This window comes from Pseudonocardia acidicola (assembly GCF_012911935.1).
GTDB classification, from domain to species: domain Bacteria; phylum Actinomycetota; class Actinomycetes; order Mycobacteriales; family Pseudonocardiaceae; genus Pseudonocardia; species Pseudonocardia acidicola.
This window is the reverse complement of record NZ_JAAXLA010000023.1, coordinates 72,435-88,626: the sequence shown is the minus strand read 5'-3', so window position 1 is coordinate 88,626 and position 16,192 is coordinate 72,435. Positions and strand designations below refer to the sequence as shown.

14 protein-coding genes are annotated in these 16,192 nt (G+C 73.5%); 4 read left to right on the top strand and 10 right to left on the bottom strand.

The window, feature by feature from the left end:
- Position 1 precedes the first annotated feature (1 nt).
- From HF526_RS14585 to eno, 3 genes are read right to left on the bottom strand one after another with little or no spacing between them, the layout of a single operon-like run.
- Positions 2 to 526, bottom strand: coding sequence for a DUF501 domain-containing protein (locus tag HF526_RS14585; RefSeq protein ID WP_169381961.1), 525 nt, complete (start codon positions 524 to 526; stop codon positions 2 to 4).
- Positions 523 to 1,047, bottom strand: a complete 525-nt coding sequence (locus HF526_RS14580) for an FtsB family cell division protein (protein ID WP_338051478.1) — start codon at positions 1,045 to 1,047, stop codon at positions 523 to 525. The genes HF526_RS14585 and HF526_RS14580 overlap by 4 nt, the downstream gene beginning before the upstream one ends.
- 11 nt (positions 1,048 to 1,058) lie before the next feature.
- On the bottom strand, positions 1,059 to 2,357 hold the full coding sequence (gene eno / locus HF526_RS14575) for a phosphopyruvate hydratase (protein WP_169381960.1): 1,299 nt from the start codon (positions 2,355 to 2,357) through the stop codon (positions 1,059 to 1,061).
- Positions 2,358 to 2,509: 152 nt separating this feature from the next.
- Between eno and HF526_RS14570 the strand changes: the two genes are divergently transcribed.
- Positions 2,510 to 2,908, top strand: a complete 399-nt coding sequence (locus HF526_RS14570; protein ID WP_169381959.1) for a tetratricopeptide repeat protein — start codon at positions 2,510 to 2,512, stop codon at positions 2,906 to 2,908.
- A gap of 104 nt (positions 2,909 to 3,012) precedes the next feature.
- Here the strand turns inward: HF526_RS14570 and HF526_RS14565 are convergent, their stop codons facing one another.
- From HF526_RS14565 to HF526_RS14555, 3 genes are all read right to left on the bottom strand, one after another.
- Entirely contained in the window at positions 3,013 to 3,759 is a 747-nt protein-coding gene (locus HF526_RS14565; RefSeq protein ID WP_338051477.1) for a lytic transglycosylase domain-containing protein, read from the bottom strand.
- A gap of 132 nt (positions 3,760 to 3,891) precedes the next feature.
- Complete coding sequence (locus tag HF526_RS14560) at positions 3,892 to 4,857, bottom strand: MazG nucleotide pyrophosphohydrolase domain-containing protein (RefSeq protein WP_169381958.1); 966 nt, start codon at positions 4,855 to 4,857, stop codon at positions 3,892 to 3,894.
- 3 nt (positions 4,858 to 4,860) lie between these two features.
- Positions 4,861 to 5,763, bottom strand: coding sequence for a SurA N-terminal domain-containing protein (locus HF526_RS14555; protein ID WP_169381957.1), 903 nt, complete (start codon positions 5,761 to 5,763; stop codon positions 4,861 to 4,863).
- Positions 5,764 to 6,187: 424 nt separating this feature from the next.
- Here HF526_RS14555 and HF526_RS14550 point away from each other — a divergent pair, with 424 nt between their 5' ends.
- The gene (locus tag HF526_RS14550) at positions 6,188 to 7,663 is read left to right on the top strand and encodes a hypothetical protein (protein WP_211177207.1); all 1,476 of its coding nucleotides are present in this window, start codon (positions 6,188 to 6,190) and stop codon (positions 7,661 to 7,663) included.
- 69 nt (positions 7,664 to 7,732) lie between these two features.
- Here HF526_RS14550 and HF526_RS36930 read toward each other — a convergent pair whose 3' ends face one another.
- Positions 7,733 to 8,377, bottom strand: coding sequence for an RDD family protein (locus tag HF526_RS36930; protein WP_211177206.1), 645 nt, complete (start codon positions 8,375 to 8,377; stop codon positions 7,733 to 7,735).
- A 797-nt stretch (positions 8,378 to 9,174) separates the two neighbouring features.
- Positions 9,175 to 12,813 carry a transcription-repair coupling factor gene (gene mfd / locus HF526_RS14540; protein ID WP_169381956.1) on the bottom strand — a complete coding sequence of 1,213 codons (3,639 nt, stop codon included), beginning with the start codon at positions 12,811 to 12,813 and terminating at the stop codon, positions 9,175 to 9,177.
- Between the two features lie 199 nt (positions 12,814 to 13,012).
- Here mfd and HF526_RS14535 point away from each other — a divergent pair, with 199 nt between their 5' ends.
- Entirely contained in the window at positions 13,013 to 13,927 is a 915-nt protein-coding gene (locus HF526_RS14535) for a phytanoyl-CoA dioxygenase family protein (protein WP_169381955.1), read from the top strand.
- 15 nt (positions 13,928 to 13,942) lie between these two features.
- On the opposite strand, the gene HF526_RS14530 is transcribed toward HF526_RS14535, so the two are convergent.
- Positions 13,943 to 15,106 carry a luciferase domain-containing protein gene (locus tag HF526_RS14530; RefSeq protein WP_169381954.1) on the bottom strand — a complete coding sequence of 388 codons (1,164 nt, stop codon included), beginning with the start codon at positions 15,104 to 15,106 and terminating at the stop codon, positions 13,943 to 13,945.
- Positions 15,103 to 15,630, bottom strand: a complete 528-nt coding sequence (locus tag HF526_RS14525) for a VOC family protein (RefSeq protein WP_169381953.1) — start codon at positions 15,628 to 15,630, stop codon at positions 15,103 to 15,105. The genes HF526_RS14530 and HF526_RS14525 overlap by 4 nt, the downstream gene beginning before the upstream one ends.
- 81 nt (positions 15,631 to 15,711) lie before the next feature.
- Here HF526_RS14525 and HF526_RS14520 point away from each other — a divergent pair, with 81 nt between their 5' ends.
- Positions 15,712 to 16,164: a MarR family winged helix-turn-helix transcriptional regulator gene (locus HF526_RS14520; protein ID WP_169381952.1), complete on the top strand. Its 453-nt coding sequence runs from the start codon at positions 15,712 to 15,714 to the stop codon at positions 16,162 to 16,164.
- Positions 16,165 to 16,192: the final 28 nt, after the last annotated feature.

Genomic DNA, 16,192 nt, shown 5'->3' with positions numbered 1-16,192 from the left:
GTTACGGGGTGGGGTGGGTGCAGGTGACGCACGGGCCCGCGGCCCACCACTCCCCGACCTCGGCCAGCGCTTCGTCACCGAACGGGTTCACCCCCGGACCGGCGGCGAGCGCGTGGGCAGCGTGCACGTGCAGGCACTTGACCCGACCGGGCATGCCGCCTGCGCTGACGTTGGTGCCGAGCGAGTCGATCGCGTCCCGCTCGGCCAGGTAGGCCTCGTGTGCCCGCTGGTAGGCCGCGGCCAGCTCGGGGTCCTGCGCGAGCCGTTCGGTCATCTCCCGCATCCGGCCCTCGGCCTCGAGCGTGCCGAGCCGGGCCGCGAGCCGGGAGCAGGTCAGGTAGTAGAGCGTGGGGAACGGCGTGCCGTCCTCGAGCCGCGGCGCGGTCTGCACGACCGACGGCAGTCCGCACGGGCAGCGGTGCGCGACCGCGCGGACCGCCCGCGGCGGGCGGCCGAGCTGCGCCGCGACGGCCGCGGCGTCGTCGGCGCCGAGGCCGGGGGTAGTGGGAGATTCGGGGGAAGTCATCGGGGACCTTCTGAGACGTCGCGCCACAACCGCCGGTACCAGGGCTCCTGCGCGAGCGGATCGACCGCCGGGGCGGTAGCGGCCGACGGCGGCAACTGCACGATGTAGGGCACCTCGCCCGGCCGCACGTATCCGAGTCGGGACCGCGCCTCCGCCGCGACCTGCTCCGGGTCGGACAGCTGTGCGCGCTGCCGGGTCAGGCTGTCGACCTCGGCGGCCAGCGCCCGCTGTTGCTCGGAGACCGCGGACAGCTCCTGGCGCTGGGCGACGTAGTTGCGCAGCGGCACGGCGACGGTCAGGGCGAGCGCGCACACGACGAGCGCGAGCACGGCGGCCCTGCGGGTCGAGGACAGCCCGAGCAGCCCGGTCGTCGCCGCCACCATCCCGGCGGCCCGCGACCGGGTCCGGCTCAGCTGTGGCTTCTCCCGGACGCGGCGCCCGGCGGCCGAGGACCGGGGGCGGGCCGAACCACGGCCCAGCCGGGCCCGGTCACCCCGGACCCGTCCGCGTTCCTCGGCCACGGGCACCGTCCTCAGGCCTCGGACTGCGGCACCGAGTAGCGCGGGAAGGCCAGCTCGCCGGCGTAGCGTGCGGCGTCGCCGAGGGCCTCCTCGATGCGCAGCAGCTGGTTGTACTTGGCCACCCGCTCGGACCGGGCCGGGGCGCCGGTCTTGATCTGGCCGCAGCCGGTGGCGACGGCGAGGTCGGCGATCGTGGTGTCCTCGGTCTCGCCGGAGCGGTGGCTCATCATGCAGCGGTAGCCGCAGGAGTGGGCCAGGGTCACCGCGTCGAGGGTCTCCGACAGCGTGCCGATCTGGTTGACCTTGACCAGCAGCGCGTTCGCGGCGCCGCGGGCGATGCCCTCCTCGAGCCGCTCCGGGTTGGTGACGAACAGGTCGTCGCCGACCAGCTGCACCTTGTCCCCGAGCGCCTCGGTGAGCGCCACCCAGCCGTCCCAGTCGTCCTCGGCCAGCGGGTCCTCGATCGACACCAGCGGGTAGGTCTCGACCAGCTCGGCGTAGACCTTGGCGAGGTCGGCGGAGGTGAGCTCCTTGCCCTCGTAGTGGTACTTGCCGTCCTTGTAGAACTCGGTAGCGGCGACGTCCAGCGCGAGGACGATGTCGCGGCCCAGCGCGAAGCCGGCCTTCTGGACGGCCTCGGCGATGAGGTCCAGCGCCGCCTTGGTGCCGCCCTCCAGGTCGGGGGCGAACCCGCCCTCGTCGCCGAGCCCGGTGGCCAGGCCCTTCTCCTTGAGCACCGCCTTGAGCGCGTGGTAGACCTCGGCGCCCCAGCGCACCGCCTCGCGGAACGACTCCGCGCCGATCGGGGCGATCATGAACTCCTGCACGTCGACGGACGTGTCGGCGTGCGCACCGCCGTTGAGGATGTTCATCATCGGCACCGGCAGCACGTGCGCGTTCGGCCCGCCGACGTAGCGGAACAGCTCCAGCCCGGACGACTCCGCGGCCGCCTTGGCCACCGCGAGGGACACCCCGAGCAGCGCGTTGGCGCCGAGCCGGGACTTGTCCGGAGTGCCGTCGAGGTCGACCAGACGCTGGTCGACCAGGCGCTGGTCGACCGCCTCCATGCCCGTCAGCTCGGGACCGATCTCGTCGAGCACCGCGGCGACGGCCTTCTCCACGCCCTTGCCGCCGTAGCGGGCCGCGTCGCCGTCACGCAGCTCGACCGCCTCGTGCTCACCGGTCGAGGCACCGGACGGGACGGCCGCCCGCGCCAGCGTCCCGTCGTCGAGTGCGACCTCGACCTCGACCGTCGGATTGCCCCGCGAATCGAGGATCTCGCGTGCCCCGACCTGCTCGATGACCGCCACCAGTGCTCCCGTCCAGCGTCCGATCTCCTGACCCGGTGCGCCAGCGTAACCGCCGTGCCCGACGACGCCGCGCAGGAACCCGCGTGACATCGCCCCGTCGCGTTGTCAACCCCTCGCGGATCTTGCGCTCGCCACCTAACGTAGGGACGACCATGACGAGCCAGCCGGGGTCCGACAACGTCTTCGAGCAGTTCCGCCGTGCCGAGATGCTGCTCGCCGACCGGCGCCCGCTCGACGCGTTGCAGGCCCTGCTCCCCGTGCTCGACAGCCAGCCCAACAGCGCCTCGGTGCACCTGCTCGCGGGTCGCGCCTACCTCAACTCCGCGCAGCTGCACCGGGCCGAGGAGGCGTTCGCCAAGGTGCTCGACCTGGACCCGGCCGACCACTACGCGCGGTTCGCGCTGGGCAAGGCGCTGCAACGGCAGAGCCGGCTCAGCGAGGCGCTGGCCCAGCTGAAGATGGCCGCTGCGATGGACCCGCGCCCGGAGTACCAGGAGGCCCTCGGGGAGGTCCTGGCCCGGATCGCCGTGGACCGCGCCGAACCGGCCTGACCCGCGAGTCGGCAGTTCCGGGCACCCGAGTCGGCGGTTCCGGGAGAGAGATTGGCTCTCCTGAAAAGGACGACTCACCCTCCGAAAAAGGGCGACTCGCGGGGTCAGGGAGTGGTCGTTGCGGCGGCGTAGCGGTCGGCGGCGGCCCAGACCAGCCGGGCGTAGTTCACCGACCGGTTGTAGGTGAGCACGCCGTCCCACCAGCCCTCGCCGCTGGCGATGTCGCGGCCCTCGGCGCACAGGTAGGCGGCGGCCGCGCGGGCGGCGTCGTCGATCTGGTGCGGGTCGGCGATACCGTCGCCGTTGCCGTCGGCGCCGTAGCGGGCCCAGGTCGCCGGCAGGAACTGCATCGGGCCGACCGCCCGGTCGTAGACGCTGTCCCCGTCAAGCCGGCCGCCGTCGGTGTCCCGGATCTCGGCGACGCCGTCCGAGCCGTCCAGCGGCACTCCGATGATCCTCGGCCGGACCACCCCGTCGGCGTCCAAGGCGGCCCCGCCGAAGCGGCCGTGGTCGGACTCGACGCGCCCGATGCCGGCCAGCGTCGTCCAGGACAGCCTGCAGCCCGGACCCGCCGCGCGCTGGGCCAGTTCGGCGGCGGCGTAGGCCTGCAACGCCCGGGCCGGGATCATCGTCCGGCCGGCGAGCTCGGTGGACCAGGTGCGCAGATCCACCGCCGCGGTCAGCGGCACGCCCTGCGCGACGGGGGTGTCGCGGTCGACCCGGGCCGGGCTCAACCCGTCACCGCGTTGGGAGCCGGCCCCGGAGCGCCGGTCCTGAGCCAGCACCACCACCGTCACCAGGAACACCGCGAACGCGGCGAGAGAACCCACCAAGATCGACGCCGGTCGCACCACTTCACCGTACGGACGGCGGCTGAGAACGATCTCAGCCTGCAAGACCGCGACTCGCACGCCGATTTCTGCCGACTCGCACGCCGACTTCTGCCGACTCGCGCGCCGATTTCCGCCGACTCGCGGGCGGCCTCAGCCCGGCTCGCGGGCGGGTTCGGACCGGCTCGCGGGCCAGTGCCGGTGCCAGGCCTCGGGGTCGAGCGCGTGCGGGTCGAGTCCCTCGTCGCGGGCCGCGCGCTCGGCGTCGCGGACCGTGTCGGCGAACCGGCGGGCCACGCCGCGCAGCGCCGCCTCCGGGTCGAGCCCGGCCAGCTTGGCTTTGGCCGCCAGCGCGAACAGCTGCTCCCCCACGGTGCAGCCGTCGGGTAGCAGGTCGGCGGGCAGCCCGGCGCGCGCCGTGCGGCTGGTGAGTTTCGCGGCCAGCGCGACCGCGGGCTGCCCGAGGGGGACGCCGTCGACGGACGACTCGCGCTGCTTCTCCACCCGCTTGAGCTCCTCCCAGCGGTGCTGCTGGCGCTCGGCGGTGTCGATGCGCTCCGTGCCGGCGAACACGTGCGGGTGCCGGCCGACCAGCTTGGCGACCAGCTCACCGGCGACGTCGTCGATGTCGAACGGCTTGCCGTCGGCCCCCTCGGCCGCGACCCGGGCATGGAACAGCACCTGGAGCAGCACGTCGCCGAGCTCCTCGCGGATCGCGTCCCGCTCGCCGTCCTCGATCGCCTGGTAGAGCTCGTAGGCCTCCTCGACCAGGTACTGCAGCAGCGAGGTGTGCGTCTGCTCGGCATCCCACGGGCAGCCACCCGGGGAGCGCAGCCGGTCCATCACCGCGACCGCGTCGAGCAGCGACGCACCGGCCGGCTCCGGCGTCGTGATCACCTCGGCGGCACCGGCGATGGCGGGATGGGCCGGATCGGTGGTGAGCAGCACGGCGTCGGCGGGCACCGGCCCGCCGAGCGGTTCCGCGCCCGCCGCGGCGACCAGGTCCGCGGGCACGTCCGCGGCGGCGAGCACGACCGGCGCGGTGCGCAGCGCCGGCAACGCCGCGGCCGGCAGCACGGCGCCCAGCCGCGGGGACAGGACAACGACGGTTCGGGACACGGATCAGCCGGCCGTCGGGGTCATGATCGTGCCGGCCTCCTGGCCCTGGGCGACGACGCGCAACTGGATCGGATCCCACACCCCGTAGCGCGGGTTGACCCGCACCCCGAGCTCATCGGCCATCGGCTGCAGCAGCCGCTCCCCGATCTTCACCAGGGTGGCCTGGTCGATCTGGTTGGCGACCGACGGGCCGGCCGGTGTCGCGTCGGTGCGGCGGTCGACCACCCGCATCACGATCCAGCTGCTCTGGGAGGGAGCCGGCTGGAAGACCGCGATCTTGCCTGCGGTGGTGCCGAACAACGCGCCCGATGCGGCCTCGGGGTCGGCGGCCGCGCTGAACTTCAGGCCCTTCTGGGCGTTGGTGCTGAAGACGGCGTCGGCCGCGGGCCCACCGGCTGCGATCGCGCGGGCTTTGGCCTCGGCGTCCGCGCGGGACGTCGCAGCGGCCACGTCCACGGTGACGGTCAGCCGGTCGACGTAGCGGCGGGCGAGCTCGGCCGCAGTGATCTCGTCACGGACCCGTTCGCGCAACGCGGAGAGGTTGTACAGCGAGGACTGGGTGGCCGCGTCGGCGCCGCCGATCGCGGCGAGCGCGGCGTCGACCTGCTGGTCGCCGACGACGATGCCCTCGTTGGCCGCGGCGCGCTGCAGCAGGTCGTGCACGACGGCTCGGGAGACGACGTCACGCGCGATGTCATCGGTGCCGACCCCTTGGTAAGCCAGCTGGGACACCGCCGCCGTCTTGCCGAGCGCGACGTCGAGCTGGGACTGGACCTGTGACAGCGGAACGGCATCCGACCCCACAATGACTGCGGAGCCGACCTGGCTGGGGCCGCTGCCACATCCGCTGACCACGGCGCCGACGACCGCAACGGCCCCGGCGACACGCCCCACCTGAGTGCGCACGATCACCACTTTCTCACGCTCAACGGTCACCACCTCCGGCGCCCGGCCCGTGCGACCGCCCGCGGCGGTGACCCGACCGCCCGCCGCAGTGACACAGGCCCCACCGCCCATCCCTGAGAACCCGGTGGCGCCACTCGGCCGAGCGGGGACGGCCGTCAGGCGGAGCGGGGCGGCCCGTCGTCGCGCCGGCCGGCACACCCGCCGCGGCCGCGCAACCCCCGTTCTCAGGACCGGAGCCCGGCCCGGTGTCGCTACCTAGCCTCGCCGGATGCGACGACACGTGAGCGCTGCGCCACCCGCCCGGGATGGACTGGCCCGTGCCTCGCAATCAGACCCGTGCAGCCGGCACGCCGCTCCCCACCCCGGTCCGTCGCCACGGACCTGCCGGCCACGGAGCGCCCCCGTCCCCGAGAGGTGATCCCACGTGCGCCCCCGCACACCGAGACCCACCCTGCTAGTCGTCCTGCTCGCCGCCGCACTGCTGATCGGCGGGGCGGGCGTCTACGCCGCACTGCCCAGTGCCGACGCCGCTCCCCAGGCCGCCGCGGCCGCGATGCAGGACCACCCGTCCGGCGCGGAGCGGGCGGAGAAGAAGGCCGTCGGCATGAACACCGCTCCCGCGGTGAACGCGAACTGCACCCTGATGGTTCCCCCGGCCCCGCTGACCGCAGCCGGGCTGGCCACGCCGTACCGCCTCACGGCCACCGATCGCAACGCCGGGCCGTGCCACGAGGCCAACATGAACCAGTCGGCCTTCGTCGAGGCGACGATCCTCGACCCGGCGACGGGCAAGTTGTCGATCTACCGGCCGCTCGTGATCGACGACCGCAGCACCCCGGCCGCCGCGCCCGTGCAGCCGACGCTGCCCGCCGGTGCCGTCGTCGGCATCTGGTTCGGCTTCCAGGGTGATGTGCTGACGCTGCGCACCCAGCAGGCCGACGCCGCGAGCTGCGTCAACGGTGTGCACGGCTCGCCGTTCGGGCAGTTCGGGTACTGCAACGCGCCGCAGTTCTTCGCCGCCGCCAACACCGCGATCCAGGCCGGCAAGCTCACTGTGCCCCCGCTCGGGACGGCCAAGGACGGGAAGCCGTGCCCCACGACCCGTGACTTCAGCGTGGTCGACCAGGACCAGAGTGACAACCTGGTGACGGAGTACCTGGCGACGCGTGACGGGCGCATCGCTCAGAACACGCCGGCCAACGCCGGAATGGGCGCGACCACGCTGCTGACGAACGCCTCGGACAACGGCCTGCTGGTGCAGCGGATCTACCCGACGCTGGGCTGCCAGCCCTTCACCGCCCCGGACATGACCTCCGGCGGGACCCCGGCGGCCTCGCTCGCACTCAACGAGTTGCAGGCCGCGGCCCACCAGCCGGCCCCGGTGGCGCTGGTGCCGCCGAACGACCCGATGGCGCAGGTCAACAAGAACCCGAACACCACCAAGGCGAACCTGTACCGGGCGGGTGTGGACCAGCCGCCGCTGAACCCGGCCGTCGACACCGGCAAGGCCTACTGCCAGAACATCGCCGACATCGCCCCCGCCCGGCTGCTCCTGGACAAGCCGTTCACGGCCGCCGCGGCCTCGCCGGACCCGGCCATGGCGACGACCCTGTTCGGGTTCCTCGCCCAGCGGCTGACGGCGACCTGGACGAACCTGGGCTGCCAGCAGCTGCTGCACCGGGGGCCGCCGCTGCAGACGATGGCCGACGGCACCGGCAAGGTCACCGACGCCAAGCAGGGTCAGGGCAACAACCAGGCCCAGCCCAACCAGGCCCAGCCCAACCAGGCCCAGCCCAACCAGGCCCAGCCCAACCAGGCCCAGGCGAACCAGAAGACCCCCGCGCAGACCAACCAGCGCCAGGGTCGCAACGGCGCGGGCAACCAGGGCAACCACGGCTGATCACCGGCCGTCCTCCCGAATCCGCCCGACCGCGGCGCCGGCCCACTTCGGGCGGGCGCCGCGGCGCGTTCAGCCGTCCGCGCGGACGACGAGGGTGTTGCAGACCTTGTCGGCGAACGTCTGGCGCCGCTCGTCCCAGAGCGGCCACAGGTAGCCGAGGTAGAACGGGAGCCCGTCGAGGATGTGCGCGAGCTGCCGGCCGATGGCGAGGCCGAACCCGACCGGCTGCCCGGTCGCGGCCGTGACCAGCCGGGTTCCGACGATCTTCTTTCCGACGCTTTGCCCGGTGGTGCCCTGCCGGTAGCCGCTGTTCCAGATCGTGAAGCCCAGCACGGCCAGGAACAGCAGCAACGATCCGATCAAGGTGACGCCCAGGTCGCCGGACATCGAGATCGGGATCGTCAGGATCGCTGCGATGGCGGTCGGGATGAGACCGTCGATGAGCGCGCTGCCCACCCGTGCACCCCAGGACGCGAAGGCGCCTCTCGGCGGGGCCGGGTAGCCGGGGAGCGGCGCCGGATACCCCGGCTGCCCGTACGGCGGCGGGCCGTACCCCGCGGGACCCGGCTGAGGGTGGGGCTGCTGGTTGTACTGCGGCCGGCCGTAGGGCTGCGGGCCGGGCTGGGCGTAGGGGTCGTGCGGCGGGGTCACGGTCACGGGGGCCTCCGGGGCGGGGTCGGTGAGCCTGCGCCCTGGGGCGACGCACGCGCTCACGATCTCCTCGCAGCGACGCCCGATTTGTTGCGGTTGTCACGGCTCGGAGCGGCTTGTGTCGGTCGTTCGCTCGACACCCGGGACGAGGGCCGGGCGCCGGCGTGCCAACGGGACCGGTGCGATCGGGGCGGGGGCGTGCATGGGGCACTGCCGTGCATGGGGCACTGCCGTGCATGGGGCACTGCCGTGCATGGGGCACTGCCGTGCATGGGGCACTGCCGTGCATGGGGCACTGCGCGGACAAGCCGCGGCGGCGACGGCCCGCTACGCCGGCGTCACAGCCCGGCGGGATCCACCAACCCGTCCTGCAGTGCCCGCGCCCGCCTTCGTGGTGGCCGGGCGGCCGGCCTCGGCGTACTTCGCGCGAACCCGCGGCGGAGGCGATCGCCGGGATCAGGTGCTCGGGGCCCTCGGCCTTGGTCAGGTAGGTGACGGCGCCGAGTTCCAGGAACCGCAGCGCGGTGTCGCTGTCGGCGTGCTGGGAGTGGACGACCACTCGGCGGCCGTCCGCCGCGAGCCGGGCCAGCTCCCGGAAAGCCGGTGGGCCCGGACCGAGCTGCAGGTCGAAGAGCACGACGTCGGCGCCCGCACCCCGTCGATGATGGCCGGATTGTCGTCCAGGATCACCAGTTGGAGCACGGTCAGCCCGACGAACGCGGCGAGGAACGCCAGCACGTCGCGGACGCCGGTCTCGGTGACCAGCAGCCCCGCCGCAGCTGAGTCGTTCGGTCGCGAGCGGCCGTTATGTCACTCGCACATCCGGGCACTCACCGTGACCTCGCGCGGTGCGCACACGCTCAGTCCCCGGCCGCCGCCGCGGCCGGCACCTTCGCGGGCGTCACCAGGTCGTTCAGCAGCCGGGTCACCCAGTCGAGCAGCGCGACGTCGCGCAGCGGCGCCCCGGCGATCCGGTTGCCCTCCACCGGCTTGGGCACCGTGACCAGCCGTGCGGCCGGCTTGTAGGTGCCCTTGGGGTGCAGCCGCTTGAACCGCATCTGCGCGGAGTCCGGCAGGTCGACCGGCCCGACCCGGATCAGGTTCCCGGCCGCCGCGACCTCGTTGATGCCGAGCCGGCGGCAGGCCTGCCGGAACGCGGCGACGGCGAGCAGGTTGCGCACCGGCGTGGGCGGCTCGCCGTAGCGGTCGGTGAGCTCCTCGACGATCGCGTCCAGCGCCGCCTGGTCACCCGCCTCGGCGATCTTGCGATACACCTCGAGGCGCAGCCGCTCGCCGGTCACGTAGTCGTGCGGCACGTGCGCGTCGACCGGCAGGTCGACCCGCACCTCGGCCAGCGCCTCCTCCTGAGGGGCGGTCGACCCGGCCTGCTGGCGGAACGCCGCGACGGCCTCGCCGACCAGCCGGATGTAGAGGTCGAACCCGACGCCCGCGATGTGCCCGGACTGCTCCGCACCGAGGATGTTGCCCGCGCCGCGGATCTCCAGGTCCTTCATCGCGACGGCGGCACCCGAGCCCAGCTCGGAGTGCTGGGCGATCGTGGCGAGCCGGTCGTGCGCGGTCTCGGTGAGCGGGTGCTCGGGCGGGAACAGGAAGTACGCGTACCCGCGCTCCCGGCCGCGGCCGACCCGGCCGCGCAGCTGGTGCAGCTGGGACAGGCCCAGGGTGTCGCTGCGCTCGACGATCAGAGTGTTCGCGTTGGAGATGTCGAGCCCGTTCTCGACGATCGTCGTGCAGACCAGCACGTCGAACTCGCGGTGCCAGAACCCGTTGACGGTGCGCTCGAGCACGTCCTCGTTCATCTGCCCGTGCGCGACGGCGATCCGCGCCTCGGGGACGAGCTCCTGGATCTTCCGCGCGGCCTTGTCGATCGTCGACACCCGGTTGTGCACGTAGAACACCTGGCCGTCGCGCAGCAGCTCACGACGAATGGACGCGGCGACCTGCTTGTCGTCGTGGGCGCCGACGTAGGTGAGGGTGGGGTGCCGGTCCTCCGGCGGGGTCGCGATCGTGGACATCTCGCGGATCCCGGCGAGGCTCATCTCCAGCGTCCGCGGGATCGGCGTGGCGGAGAGCGTGAGGACGTCGACGTGCGTGCGCAGCGCCGTGATGTGCTCCTTGTGCTCGACGCCGAAGCGCTGCTCCTCGTCGACGATCACCAGCCCGAGGTCCTTCCAGCGCACCCCGTTCTGCAGCAGCCGGTGGGTGCCGACGACGACGTCGACGGTGCCCTCGGCGAGCCCGGTGATCGTCTCCTTGGCCTCGCCCGGGTCGGTGAACCGGGACAGCCCGCGCACCGTCACCGGGAACGCCCGCATCCGGTCGGCGAAGGTCTGCAGGTGCTGGGTGGCCAGCAGCGTCGTCGGCACCAGCACGGCGACCTGCTTGCCGTCCTGCACCGCCTTGAACGCGGCGCGCACCGCGATCTCGGTCTTGCCGAACCCGACGTCTCCGGAGACCACCCGGTCCATCGGCACCGGGCGTTCCATGTCCGCCTTGACCTCGTCGATCGCGGCCAGCTGGTCGGGTGTCTCGGTGTAGGGGAAGGCGTCCTCGAGCTCGCGCTGCCACGGCGTGTCCGGCCCGAAGGCATGCCCGGGGGCGGACTGCCGCGCCGCGTAGAGCTGCACCAGCCCGGCGGCGATGTCGCGGACGGCCTTGCGGGCGCGGCCCTTGGTCTTCGCCCAGTCGGCGCCGCCCAGCTTGTTCAGCGTGGGCATCTCACCGCCGACGTAGCGGCTGACCTCGTCGAGCGCGTCGGTCGGGACGAACAGCCGGTCAGCCGGCTGGCCCCGCTTGCTCGACGCGTACTCGAGCACCAGGTACTCGCGCGTCGCGCCCTGGACGGTCCGCTCCCGCATCTCGATGAACTTGCCGATGCCGTGCTGGTTGTGCACGACGAAGTCACCGGGCTGGAGCACGGCAAGGTCGACGGCGTTGCGCCGCCGGGCCGGCATCTTGCGGGCGGCCCCGTCCATGCCCGCCCGGCTGCCGGTCAGGTCGGCCTCGCTCAGGACGACCAGCCCGATGTCCGTGGCGGTGAACCCGTCCGCGACCCGGCCGCAGGTGACGGTGACCAGGCCCTTCTCGGGTTCGTCGGTGAGCTCCTCGACGAACGTGGTCGCGACGTCTGCCTCGCGCAGCTGCTCCAGCGAACGCTGCGCGGTGCCCTGCCCGGCGACGATCAGCACGGCGGCGCCGCCCGCAGCGGTGTGCGCGCGCAGATCGACCAGGGCCCGGTCGGTGTCGCCGCGGTAGGACTCGATCTCGTGGACCGCCGGGACGATCGCGTCACCGTCACCGCTGATCAACGGGCTGAGGCTGATGACGGGCCGGCCGCTCGCCGCGGCGTGAGCCAGCACGTCGCCGAGGTCGCGGTAGGCGGAGGCGCCGACGTCGATGGGTGCCTGCCCACCGGTGCCGGCGGCCAGCCAGGACGCCTCGAGGAACTCCTGCCCGGTGCGGACGAGGTCGTGGGAGCGGGTGCGGATCCGCTCGGGGTCGGCGAGCAGCACCACGCTGCCGGCCGGCAGCAGATCGGTGAGCAGCTCCAGCTCCGACCCGACCAGGGCCGGGATCAACGACTCCATGCCCTCGGCCGGGATGCCCTCGGCGAGGTGCTGCAGCAGCTCCCGCAGCTGCGGGTTGTTCTCGTGCTCGCGGGCGAGCTCGGCGGCGCGGTTGCGCACCGGCTCGGTGAGCAGCAGCTCCCGGCAGGCCGGGGCGACAACCTCCTCGGCGGGCTCGACCGAGCGTTGGTCGGCGACCGCGAACGAGCGGATCTCGCTGACCTCGTCGCCCCAGAACTCGATGCGCACCGGGTGGTCGGCGGTGGGCGGGAAGACGTCGACGATGCCGCCGCGAACCGCGAACTCACCGCGCGCGGTGACCATCTCGACGCGGGTGTAGGCCAGCTCGACCAGGCGCACCAGCACCTGGTCGAAGTCGTGCTCCTCGCCGACGCGCAGCCGGATGGGGTCGAGCGAACCCAGGCCCGGCGCGATCGGCTGGATGAGGCTGCGCGCCGCCGCGACGACGACCCGCAGGCCGCTGTCCTGCTCGCTCAGCCTGCGGAGGATCGTCAGCCGTCGGCCGACGGTGTCCGGCCGCGGCGACAGCCGCTCGTGCGGCAGCGTCTCCCAGGAGGGCAGCACGACGACCGCTCCGTTGTCGCCGCCTCCGAGCAGGTCGGCGGCCGCGGAACCGAGGTCCTCGGCCTCGCGGTCGGTCGCGGTGACGGCGAGGACGGTGCGCCCGGCCCCGCCGGCCGCCTCGGGTGCGGCCAGCGCCGCCGCGAGGAAGGGCCGCAGCGCGGCCGGGCCCTCGACGCGGACGGACGGGACCTCGGCCCGGCCGGCCGGCGAACCGGCCGCCTCGGTGACGGCGCGGAGGCCGGGATCGGACAGGGTGGAGCCGAGCAGACCGGACAGGGTGGGCGGGCGAGTGGCCACGTCAGGGCATCCCTCGATAAGACAACGCATGCGGACAGACCCCGGCCCGGGACCTCGGCCCGTCGGGGGTACCTGACCCCAGAATACGCCGGACGGCCGATGTGCCGCCGGGCGCCGGCAACCCGACGCGCGCAGCGTAACGGCAGCCGCCGGGCCGTCGTTGTCGGGGACAAGGGCTCATCATCGGCGATGGCCGTCATCGCGATGCGGCAGAACTGCGGGGGACACCATGGTCAATGTCCATATCGACCCGTCTTTCGACGACGCGGAACGGCGCCGGCGCGTCTACGCCGGCGACATCGTCGTCTACTCGAATGTTCCCGAGGTCGCCGATTTCGCGGCCTTCACCCGCGGGCTGATCACCGACGTCTTCGCGCCGCACGAGCCCACCGGGATCCACGACGTGCACACGCCGGACGAACTGGCCGACACCCTGATCGACTTCAAGCCGCAGTTCATCCACCACCCGGAGTCGATCGGGCACGTGCGGCGCATCGTTGCCGCGCTGGGCGCCGATCCCGCGCAGGTACACGCCGACGTCCCCAAACTGCGCACCGCGTTCCCACAGGGTGGGCTGAGCACCGGCATCGCCTATGCGTTCCAGGCGCACCGCGACACCTGGTACGGCGCCCCGCCGCAGCAGATCAACTGGTGGATGCCGGTGTGGCCGGCCGCGGCCGACAATGTCATGGAGTTCTTCCCGCGCGGATTCGGCAATTGCGTGGAGAACAATTCGGCGGAGTACAACTACTACGTCGCCAACGCCTGGCGCGGCCGGATCAAGGACTTCAGCGGGGGCAAGGACGTCCGGGTGCACCCGGCGCCGGTCGAGCCGCTCGGCCCGGACGAGCCGCGGCTGACCCTGGTGCCGCCGGTGGGCGGCATCATGCTGTTCTCCGGCGACCAGCTGCACGCGAGCATCCCGAACACGAGCGGGCGCACGCGCTACAGCATCGACTTCCGCACCGTGGACGTCGCCGACGTGCACAGCGGGGTGGGCGCACCGCGCGCGGACGTGGCCTGCACCGGCACCGCGTTGCGGGACTTCCGCCGGCTGACCGACGGGGCCGAGTTCACCGAGGGCGAGGTCGCCCCCTACGACACCGAGGGCGCCGAGGGGATCAAGGTCTTCATCCCGAGCTGACCCCCGGTCCCGGGCTCAGCCGTGCGCCCAGGCGTGGGACGCGGCGACGACGCCGGCCACCGTGTCCAGCTCCGCGTCGTCGCGGGGGCCGAAGAGCATCACCATGCCCGGGGTGAGCCGGACACCGGCCAGCGGGTGCGCGACGCCCCAGCCCTGCGCGACGACGTCGGCCGCGAGGGCCGGCGGCAGCGCCAGGTGCAGCGACCCGTCGTGCTCCGGGTGCAGGTGTGCGAATTCCCGGGCCGCGGGCACGAGGAAGGCGTCGACCGGCCCGTTCGGAGTGCCGGAGTCCGCGAGCATGAACCCGCGCGCGCCCGGCACCGAGATCGCGGACTGGCGGCTCGTCACGCCGTCGAGCGCGGCGAGCCGGCCGAACAACCGCTCCTGCAGCGCCGCGGGGGCGTTCTGACCCCGCTGCTCCTGCGGGATGGTCGAACTGACGTCCGGCCGGGGCCCGCGCCGCGGGGGCAGCACGCCCCCTGGCAGCGTCGGCCACTGGACCTGTGCCACCGGCCCGACCGGTGCCGGTCCGTGCGCGGCCAGGTGGTCCAGCCGCTCCCGCAGCCACTGCGCGAGGTCGCCGACAGCGGCGGCAGCCGGCCCGTGCCCACCCGGGTAGCGCCCGGCGAGCGCGGGCGCCCCGGACTCACCCAGCAGCCAGCTCCAGGTCCGGTCGAGCAGCTCACGCGGGATCACGGTGTCCTGCTCGCCCTGGGCCACGAAGACGGGCAGCCCGGCGAGCCGCGCCGGGGTGAGCGGCACACCGGCGTCGAACGGCAGGGTGCCGTAGAGGACCGCGGCACCGGCGAAGCGGGCCGGCCCGCCCAGGATCAGGCCGCCGGCGAACGCGGCACCCCCGCTGAACCCGATGAGCACCACGGGCCGCCCGGGCGGCGCGACCTCGTCGAGCCAACGACGGAACCACGCCATCGTCTCGGCGAGCGACTCCGCGACGGGGCGCCCGATGCCCCGGTTGGCGAACCAGGCGTACCCGCCGCCCTCGCCGATCGGGGCGCGCACGGCCGCGAACGCGGTCGGCCGGCCGGTGGGCAGGTGTTCGGCCAGCGCGATGATGTCGTTCTCGTTCGAGCCGCGCCCGTGCAACAGGACGACGAGCGGCGCGTCCGGGTCGTCCGAACCGCGCCAGGTCACGGACGGTGCGGCGAACGGGGCGCTCACTGCGCCGCCGTCCCACCGGCCTGCGTGGCCGCGACCTCGGCGACGGTGCGCACGCCGGACCAGCGCCGCAGCTCGGCCGGCAGGTCCAGCGGCTCGACCGGCGCGGAATTCTCGTACTCGCCCCACGCCGCGCGCGGCAGCATCCACATGATCTCGAACTCGTTGCCGTCCGGGTCGGCCCCGTAGAGGCTCTTGGTGGCGCCGTGGCTGGAGGCGCCTGTCAGCGCACCGGCCTCGGCGAGCGACCGCATGGCTTCGGCCAGCTCATCGATGGTGTCCACCTGCCAGGCGAGGTGGTAGAGCCCGATCCCGCCCGGCCGCTTGGGGGCGGCGCCGGCACCGATGCCGAAGAGGCCGAGGTCGTGGTGGTTGCCCGAGCGGTCCAGCCGCAGGAACGCGGCGTTCGCCCGGGGCTCTCGCGCGGCCACGGTCATGTCGAAGGTGCCGGTGTAGAAGGCGACCGCCCGCTCCAGGTCGGACACGAAGAGCACGGCGTGGTTGAGGCGTACGGCGCGGACGGACATGGTCAACTCCCTGACGCAGCATTATCTGACTAATCAGATATTGCGCGCGCAGACACTTCCAGGTCAAGTAGTGTGGCGGGCATGACGGCGGAGGACCCGCTCATCGACGACGAGCGCATCACCGCCTTCGGGCGGCTGGTCGAGGTGCACGCCCGACTGGAACGGCTGCTGGGCCGCGAGCTCGAGGCCGACGCCGACCTGCCGTTGAGCTGGTTCGAGGCGCTGCTGCGGTTGGCCCGCTCGCCCGACGGCGAGCTGTCCTCCGGCGAGCTCTCCCGGCAGATCGCGCTCACCAGCGGCGGCGTCACCCGGCTGGTCGACCGGCTCAGCACGGCCGGACTCGTGGAGCGCCGCCCCTCCCCCGCGGACCGCCGCTCCCAGCTTGTCACGATCACCGAGCAGGGCCGCGCCGCGCTCGGCCGGGCCTGCGCCGTGCACGTCCGCGGCCTCGACGAGCACGTGTTCTCCCGGCTCACCGACCGCGACGTGCGCGACCTGGAGCGGGTACTGGACCGGCTGCGGCCGGACCGGTGACGCCGCGCCACGGCCCGTCCCGGTAGCC